5 protein-coding genes and 2 pseudogenes are annotated in these 5,904 nt (G+C 35.2%); 5 read left to right on the forward strand and 2 right to left on the reverse strand.

All coding sequences use genetic code 11. The features are described 5' to 3' along the window. The 4 genes and pseudogenes from QT76_RS08305 to QT76_RS08685 form a co-directional block, all read left to right on the forward strand. Window positions 1-1,099, forward strand: a 1,099-nt coding sequence (locus QT76_RS08305; RefSeq protein ID WP_324286865.1) for a type ISP restriction/modification enzyme, incomplete at its 5' end; no start/stop codon positions are given. A 128-nt stretch (window positions 1,100-1,227) separates the two neighbouring features. Further along, the gene (locus QT76_RS07610; protein WP_033617255.1) at window positions 1,228-2,307 is read left to right on the forward strand and encodes a DNA-methyltransferase; all 1,080 of its coding nucleotides are present in this window, start codon (window positions 1,228-1,230) and stop codon (window positions 2,305-2,307) included. After that, on the forward strand, window positions 2,307-3,179 hold the full coding sequence (locus QT76_RS07615; protein WP_033617256.1) for an HpyAIV family type II restriction enzyme: 873 nt from the start codon (window positions 2,307-2,309) through the stop codon (window positions 3,177-3,179). The genes QT76_RS07610 and QT76_RS07615 overlap by 1 nt, the downstream gene beginning before the upstream one ends. Then, window positions 3,169-3,285: pseudogene (locus tag QT76_RS08685) on the forward strand (DNA methyltransferase); the annotation flags it as partial. The gene QT76_RS07615 and the pseudogene QT76_RS08685, both read left to right, overlap by 11 nt. Before the next feature lie 292 nt (window positions 3,286-3,577). Here the strand turns inward: QT76_RS08685 and QT76_RS07620 are convergent. Both QT76_RS07620 and QT76_RS07625 read right to left on the reverse strand, forming a co-directional pair. Continuing rightward, window positions 3,578-5,020 (reverse strand): glycosyltransferase family 9 protein, encoded by a 1,443-nt coding sequence (locus tag QT76_RS07620; protein ID WP_033617257.1) that lies wholly within the window; start codon window positions 5,018-5,020, stop codon window positions 3,578-3,580. A 97-nt stretch (window positions 5,021-5,117) separates the two neighbouring features. Continuing rightward, window positions 5,118-5,303 (reverse strand): hypothetical protein, encoded by a 186-nt coding sequence (locus tag QT76_RS07625; RefSeq protein WP_033617258.1) that lies wholly within the window; start codon window positions 5,301-5,303, stop codon window positions 5,118-5,120. 3 nt (window positions 5,304-5,306) lie between these two features. On the opposite strand from QT76_RS07625, the pseudogene QT76_RS08580 reads away from it, so the two are divergent. Then, window positions 5,307-5,904 (forward strand): annotated as a pseudogene (locus tag QT76_RS08580) (glycosyltransferase family 9 protein); the annotation flags it as partial.

Genomic DNA, 5,904 nt, shown 5'->3' on the forward strand with positions numbered 1-5,904 from the left:
AACAAACCCTAAAACACCCAATCAAACGCACAAAAATGTCGCGCTAATTACTTCTCGCAGATTTTGTCAATCACAAAAAAGCGGCGTAGGATTTGTTAGTAATAAAATTTCAGATTTGCGCACTTGGACATGTCCAGGAATGGAGGGAGGCGATTATGTGAATCCACTATACCATAACCCCAGCTACACCGAAAATTTTACGCCAGAGTTTAGAAGCTTTATAGACAAGCATTATAACCACTCTTTTGAGCCGCTAGAGGTTTTAGGCTATATTTATGCGTTATTGTATTCCCCAAATTATCGCAAGCGTTATGAAGACTTTCTCAAAGCCGATTACCCTAAAATCCTTTTCACAAACAATAAAGATTTGTTTAGGGCTTTAAGCCTTTTAGGGATTGAACTAATCGGCTTGCATGTCTTAAATAAAGAAAGCCTGAATTACAGCTTTGAAAAATTAGAAGACGACACCATAGGCGAATCCTGCTATAAAGAAGCGCATGATCGTAACCCCATTATCAAAAAACCTCTTCATAACGAGCCAGAACAACGGCTTTATATCAACCATAGCGCTTATTTTAGGGGGGTGAGTCAAGAAATTTATGATTATAGAATAGGGGGGTATGGTGTTTTAGAAAAATATTTAAAAAGCCACAAAAACGAGCCTTGCGACCTTGATCGTGTAACTAACATCATTAAAGTCATCGCGTGCACGATTGAAATCCAAAAAACGCTTGGATTTTTGACGAGCGATTTGCCCCATTTAAAAGGGAATGACAGCGAAGCGTTAATGCAAGAAATCTTGCAAAATCCACCCCCCCCCCATTTAATGCCAATATCGCCCTTATCTTATCGCGTCAAGCCAAAGCCAGCCTTGACTTTGATGCCGCATTCATCAGCAAAGAAGCAAGCGATCTTAACATCTCTTCCGGAGGTGGGGGATCAGCTTTCCCCTTATTCTGCCTTGCCTAATCTCGCTCTCATTTGCGATAGAGGCTCTAAAGTAAGCCCCATTTCTAATGTTTTTGTAACGGGCATGCTTTGCGATTTGCATTTGAACGGATCGGGGAGTTACGCGTTTTTGTTGTATCGTTTAAAATAGGTGGGGATAGACAGCTTCTATCATTTGATGCATTTGATGAGAACAAAGCTAAAGATTAAACATTAAGATAGCCTTAAAACGCTTGTGTTAAAATGGCTAGAGTAGCAGATATAAAAGGTTAATTAATAATGGATTTTTTAAAAGAAAACTTAAACACTATCATAGAGGGGGATTGTTTAGAAAAATTAAAAGATTTTCCTAATAAAAGCGTTGATTTTATCTTTGCTGACCCCCCATATTTTATGCAAACAGAGGGGGAATTGAAGCGTTTTGAAGGCACAAAATTTCAAGGCGTTGAGGATCATTGGGATAAATTTGGCTCTTTTGAAGAATACGATACCTTTTGTTTGGGGTGGTTAAAAGAATGCCAAAGGATTTTAAAAGATAATGGCAGTATTTGTGTGATAGGGAGTTTTCAAAATATTTTTAGAATTGGTTTTCATTTGCAAAATTTAGGGTTTTGGATACTCAATGATATTATTTGGCACAAGAGCAATCCGGTGCCTAATTTTGCTGGCAAGAGATTATGCAACGCCCATGAGACGCTTATTTGGTGTGCTAAACACAAAAACAGCAAAGTTACCTTTAATTATAAAACAATGAAGTATCTCAATAACGACAAACAAGAAAAATCAGTTTGGCAAATCCCTATTTGCATGGGTAACGAAAGACTAAAAGACGCACAAGGTAAAAAAGTGCATTCCACGCAAAAACCAGAAGCGCTCTTAAAAAAAATCATTTTAAGCGCGACCAAACCTAAAGATATTGTTTTAGATCCCTTTTTTGGCACAGGCACAACAGGGGCTGTGGCTAAATCCATGAACAGGTATTTTATTGGCATTGAAAAAGATTCTTTTTATATTAAAGAAGCGACAAAACGCCTTAATAGCGCTAGGGATAAAAGCGATTTTATCACTAATTTAGAATTAGAAACTAAACCCCCAAAAATCCCTATGAGTCTTTTAATTTCTAAACAATTATTAAAAATCGGGGATTTTTTATACTCATCTAATAAAGAAAAAATTTGTCAAGTTTTAGAAAACGGACAAGTGAGGGATAATGAAAATTATGAAACCTCTATTCATAAGATGAGCGCTAAATATTTGAATAAAACCAACCATAATGGCTGGAAATTTTTTTATGCGTATTACCAAAATCAATTTTTATTGCTAGATGAATTGCGTTATATCTGCCAAAGGGACTCTTAATGGACTATCAAACCTTTAACGAGATTTTTAATCGTTTTGTTTTTGGAACATCTAAAGCAAAATTACTTGAAAATATTGCCGAAAATCCTGAACGCTATTTGGGGATTTTTAGACCCACTAAGCCTAAAACAAAATTATTACAAAATTTACTAACTTCCCATGAGATTAAGTTTGGCGATGCGTTTGAACGCTTAATAGAAGAGTATTTAAAAGAGCATAACTTTTCACCCTTGTCTAAAAAAATCCCTTATTACAATAAGGATAAAGAAAAAAGGGAATCTTTAGAATTGGATCAGTTCGCTAAAAAAGATAACACCTATTATTTTATAGAACAAAAAATGCGAGATGATCATGACAGCGCCAAAAAGAGAGGGCAAATAGATAACTTTGAAAGAAAATTAGAGGCTTTAATCCATCGTTATGGCGAAAACATTCAAGGCTATTTTTACTTTATAGATGAGGGTTTGAATAAAAATCAAAATTATTATAAAGAAGAATTGCAAAAATTATCTGTTGATTATGGCGTGCCTTTGAAATTGTGCTATGGTAAGGAGTTGTTTGAAAAACTTAATATTCCGCAAGTTTGGGCTGAGATCTTAACCCATTTAGCGCGATGGCGTGAAACCTTGCCCGATTTACCCAGTTTGAATTTTGATGAAAATCCTTTAGAAAGTTTTAGAGAAGTCAAAGATTTAGCGCCAAGCGTTTATAGAAAGCTTTTGGATAATGATGAAATTTTCAATCTTGTGTTAATTTTATTTCCAGAACAAAAAGTTTTAAAAATGTTAGTAGAGCATTTTAGACAACAAAATAAAACGATCTATCAGCAATTAGCGTCAAAGTTAGAGGAAAGGTTATTGTCTTTGCGGTAGAGACTCTAAAGTAAGCCCCATTTCTAATGTTTTTGTAACGAACATGCTTTGCGATTTGCATTTGAATGGATCGGGGAGTTATGCGTTTTTGTTGTATCGTTTAACATGGCAAAAACCACTCATAAATCAACTATTCACTCCATTTAAAAGAGTGTGAATTTAGGTAAAAATTTGCATCAGGTTTATGGGAATGGGTATTAGAAAGTGGTAGGGTTATGATTGTCCATATTTGCCTGATTTATCTATTAAAGTCAAAAGTCCAAGCGTCTTCGTTGGAAAATAAAGCCTTTTTAAGAGCTTGAATTGGAAGAGAGTTTATGCAATCGCTCAATAAAAAACAGATTTTTATGCTTTTGCAATCTAAAGCTGAAGTTATCTTCTAAAAGCTTGTAACGCAATCAAACTCGTTCAAAATAGGTTGTTTCGTTGGTATTAGATGGGGTATCTTCTTTCAAAAGATGAGGTGCAAAACGTTTAATGGCGCTAATAATATCTTGTGGGTTCACAAAATCCACTGGTGGGTGCGGCATAGTCATGGCTTTGAACATCCAGTTGCTAGACCTAGAAATTATTTTTTGAAAATCCATTGGATAGATCATGTGGATATTAGGGCCAACTTCCTTTGGGTAGGGGTGGAATCTTGGGCTTGAGAGACCTGAAGAGACGATGAACGCATGAGGGATCTTCAAACAAGCGCTCAAATGCATGATAGAAGACTCATTGCCCATCGCAAAACTAGCGTTCTTTAAAAGATAAAGGTATTCTATCAAGCCGGTTTGATTGACTAAAGAAATGGCATTTTTGTGGCGTTTTAGAATGGAATGGGCAAGCTTTTCATCTTCTTTAGAGTTCCCGCAAAGAATGAGTTGGTAGTCAGGATTTAAGAAAGCAATCATCTCATCAAAGCGTTTATACACTCTAAAATCATCGCTAGCCCCAAGATTCAACACGCCATAAGGTGGCTTTAGAATGTTCTTAAACTTTTCATATTCAAAAGCGATGGGGAGTTTTAATTCAAGTCCAACAAACCCTATATCCACGCCTTTAAAATGCTTAAAAAAAGACTGAAAAAAATCTTGATTGGAATCATAGAGGAATTGCGGCACTTCTTTAGGATAGAACAAATGCGTGTAAAAGCTTTTTCTGATTTCTGTTTCTTTTCTTAAGCGGATTCTATGAAAGTTCGAATCTACTGGGTGGGTGCAAAAAACCCCCACTTTATTTTCGGCAATCAAGTGCTTTATAATAGCGTCTTCTTTAGTTGAAAAATAAAACATAGAACTATTAATGCATATCTCGTAGCTTTCTTTTCTTAAATTAGAAACATCTTCATAGCGTTTTCTCATGAATTTTGGGAGAAAAAATAACAATTCTTTTAATTTTGAAAGGCATGAGCCATTAGTGCCAATCCGCAAATATTTTTCCCAATAAGTGTTATCTAAAAAAATAAATTTATCTATATATTTAGAATCGCAGTGTGTCGCTATGTCTTTAATAACGGTGTTTCCAATAAAGGTGGTTTCATAATCTTCAAAATATTTTTTAAAAAGAGGTAAAAAATTGCGATAGAGTATATAATCTCCAATAATGTCCAAGCGGATAAAGCATAAGGTTTTTTTACGAATAGGCGGAGGAGTAGGCTTTGTAAGGGTGAGCAATCTGTCTAGTTGGTTTTGTATATTATCAAGGACTTGTTCTTGAAAAGGATAACGATGCAGAAAGAAATCTCTAATAAAAGGAAGTCTTGTAAAGGCTACAACCATCAAAACGAAAGCTATATAAGGGCAATAATAAAGATAAGATAATTTTGATTTTAAAAACAAAGAGAGTAAAGACTTCAAAAATAGCTCCTATTTTTTAGCGTTCAATCATGTAAAATCCACGCAAAGATTAAGAATAAATAAAAGTATGATTATAACAAAAAGTCTCTTATCAAAGCTACATCTTGCGGTAATTGATAAAACCCACAATCTTTTCACCCTCTTTTTCAATGTCAATCAAACCCATATCGTTTGAGCCATTAGGCGGGGTGATGCCCAAAAATCGTTCATTAAAAGGCCGCCATCTGGCAATGGAGGCGCTGAGTTCGTTAGGATAAAACCCGATAGAGGTGTTTTGACTCACTTAATGAAGCCATTAATCATTGTTTTTAGCCTTAGCTCTGTGCCTAAATCTGTGGTGCTGGTGTATCAAAGTTTTAAATTTGTGTTACACTACAAGATAAAATTTTTGTTTGGGATTAATATTTTGAAACTACTATTACCTATTGCAATCCTACTATTACCTATTGTGCTGTTATACGCTTATTTTAACCGAAAGACTTCTGATTGGTCTCTTAGGCTCTTTGAAATGACGCAACGCCTGATTGACAAGCTGCTTTCTATCGCTCCCATTAAACGCCAAAACGCCACAGAAAAAGCCTTGTGTATTGTGAGATTGGATGTGGTGGGGGATTATATTTTAACACGCAATTTTTTTGCCCCTTTCAAAGAGCATTACAAAGATTATAAAATTGTTTTTATTGGCAATTCAATCATCAAAGATTTGAGTGTGGTTGCCGATAGCCCTTATGTTGATGAATTTATTTTCTTAGATCATTCCATTTGGAATCAATATAATGGATACATTCACAGCAGGCAACATGCCTTTAGATTTCTGCGTCATTTGCTCAAATTTTTCATCAAGCGCTACAATGAATTGTTGATGCTTAAAAAAACGCATTACC

It is taken from the genome of Helicobacter pylori SA37A, assembly GCF_000476015.1.
GTDB lineage: Bacteria > Campylobacterota > Campylobacteria > Campylobacterales > Helicobacteraceae > Helicobacter > Helicobacter pylori_DB.

Bases quoted from the DNA above. Each gene is read 5' to 3' on its own strand.
- QT76_RS07610 (WP_033617255.1), top strand. From the start codon at position 1,228: ATGGATTTTTTAAAAGAAAACTTAAACACTATCATAGAGGGGGATTGT.
- QT76_RS07615 (WP_033617256.1), top strand. From the start codon at position 2,307: ATGGACTATCAAACCTTTAACGAGATTTTTAATCGTTTTGTTTTTGGA.